The organism is Paraburkholderia sp. RL17-373-BIF-A (assembly GCF_046030175.1).
Lineage (GTDB): Bacteria > Pseudomonadota > Gammaproteobacteria > Burkholderiales > Burkholderiaceae > Paraburkholderia.
The window spans coordinates 1-2,493 of record NZ_JARESO010000197.1 but is presented as its reverse complement, the minus strand read 5'-3'; the positions used below and the strand labels follow the sequence as shown (position 1 = coordinate 2,493).

The following is a 2,493-nucleotide window of genomic DNA, read 5'->3' as shown; positions in this document are numbered from 1 at the left end:
AGATCTGAATAATCGCATCAGGTGCCGACGCTACTGCGTAGCGGTAGCCAGCCTCCTTGCCGACGGCTCGACTGAGGTCGGTCGTCGCAATGTCCGGCTCGAATCGGCCGACGACGGACGCAGTGTGCTGCTGGTCGATCTGGATTTGCGCCGACCGGGTATCCCACGTGAATACTGCATCGAGATCACCGCCGGCGAACTGATCGCGTTGATACGCGCCTAGGGAACCGAACGCGCCGCAAACATGAATGGCAACGCCGTGCAGTCACCGACTTGCTGATATGCCGCCTGTGGCCTGATTCACGAACCCGCGTATCCGGTACGCGAATTACTATTTACAGTGGCTTTCTACCGGCATCATGGCTTCATCGCTCTGTCCGACTGGTTGCCTACACTGTTATTGCCACTGTAACCGTCCAACCATCCCGCCGCTCTCGGCCGCCTACGCCATGAGTCAACCGAATCGCTGCGCGGCCCGTTTAGTGGACATGGTCACGAAGAACCTTCTCCGCGACCATCAACTCGCACGGGGACAATCGAAATGAAGAAAATATTCGTTATACTAATCGCTGGACTGTTCGCAACGGCCGCCTTTGCAAAAGCCGCGGCACCGAAACGCGCAACGTCAGCCACCTCCGCCGGCCATGCAAAGAAGCTGCATCACAAGTCTACGCACACGGCGGCGGCTACCAAGCCCGCCGTGGCGCACTAGAAAAATCGCGACGGGGAAAGTGCGAGGGCGCGAGGGCTGACGGCCCATAAAAGAAGGCCGCGCCGTTCTGGCGACGCTTGCCGGAACGGTGCCAGCCTCACATTCAGCGTGCGGGCTGGGGATGGAAAGTCGCGTGCGGGTTTTCCGGCGTGGTTCATTTTGGGCTATTTCTCCGTTACACCCGAAATTGGCCGAGCCCCTCTGGCGAAGGGACTGGCGGATTCGAGTGTAACGCCGGGTTGAACCACGCCAGGGTGTGGCATTGATGAACAGCGCCTTCAGGTCGCCGCGCGGACAATATAGGCTGATCTGTCCGCGCCGTTTCAGGCCGCGGTTATATTCGCGCGCATTGGTGACACGGTAGCCCGGCTTCTCGCGCTCGCGCGCCTCGCCGCTCTGCAGTTTCGTCTTGTCCGCCATGGGAAGCCCGTCGTTCTTCACGACACCACTTTTACTCCCACGCCTTCCCTTGCGCCATCAGACGTGTCCTAGTCGCGCTTGGTCTTCCGAACAAAGCCAAAGGGAACCTCGCCGTCAGCCGCTGAACAGTTCTATTCCTTGGTCATATAAGGCATCCTAACAATATCTCTTCGGTTCGCCGTCCCGTTCTTATCGCGACAAAACCGAATTGTCTCAGGGCATCGGCCCTCAGGTCATGCTCCATCTCGCAGGTAACGCTGCGTAATAGATCGTCTCGAACCGTTTGTCATTCTTCATCTGGTCTTTCAGCTTACCTTGCAGCATGCCGGACAGGATCGCCGTGCACGTGAAGGCGTTCCCCTTCCCAAGGAGTCTCCCCCTGTAATCCGCCAGATTGTCCTTTGAAAAGCCCTCGACACCAGGATCCAGTTCATCCGCATGATTGAGCATGGCGACCGCCAGCACCCGCAGCCCTTCCGGCGAATCCAACTCCCTGCCAAACATTCTGGAACTGCTCGCGTACGACAGTGAGGCCGCATGCGATCTTAGAAAAAAAGCCTTCTCAGCGTCATTCATTGGACCATGTACTGCTTCGGCCTCCGCAAAGAGCCGTTTCAGCAGGTCTTCCGAAAAACGCGCTTCCGAGAAATCATCGTACGAGACGTAATCATCATGAGCATGCCCCACCAGCGGCAGAACAAACCCCTTCAGCTCTGCCTGGATCTGCGGCGTTGTCCAATCCTCCTTCGCTCCGCTAGCGGCGCCCAGCATGTATCCCTGGACATAAGCCTGAGGAAGCAGCGATCTGGCGATCTTCTCCAGCGAGTGAATCGATAGTCGCGAGATACTTTTGGAGTGCAATACGGGGAATTGGGCAAGGTGCGCCTGATTGAACAAGGGATAGTACTCCGAGCGTGCGATCTGCTCTACCTTATCAGGCTTGCGGCTCCAGTCGGCAGCCACGAATACATGGCCGAACTCTTCGCCCGGTTCCCCAGGGGCCCTCATAGCCTTCTTAAGGTCATCATCGGTCATCGGGATGCAGACCTCCTTTTCCCTGGCAAGCAACGGAAAATAGGATAGTTCCGGCGCAGCCATGAGACCAGTGTTGTCCTTCTCAAACTGGATCAGGTTCTCGGGAAGTACCTCCAGGTAAGTCTTGCGCACCTGCTTTGCCTTGTCCCGCAGTTCTTCATGCTGTTCGGCCGCAACCAGCATCTGCAGCAGGCTGAAGCTGTTCGCACGAGCCCACGCATATCCCGCGGGTGCCGGTTGTCCCAGCTGTGCTTGAGCATGGTCGAGCAGGGTCCCCAGTCCATGCGAGGACCAGCCCTCCACCGGGAAGGGAGCGTCCTGATAGA

Annotated in this window: 1 protein-coding gene and 1 pseudogene; one reads left to right on the top strand and one right to left on the bottom strand. The window is 57.9% G+C overall.

Annotated elements, in window-relative coordinates; genetic code table 11:
* On the top strand, positions 1-223 hold a 223-nt coding region (locus P0D80_RS49475; RefSeq protein WP_408295871.1), incomplete at its 5' end, for a hypothetical protein.
* Between the two features lie 1,137 nt (positions 224-1,360).
* Here the strand turns inward: P0D80_RS49475 and P0D80_RS49470 are convergent.
* A pseudogene (locus P0D80_RS49470) lies at positions 1,361-2,493 on the bottom strand (hypothetical protein); the annotation flags it as partial.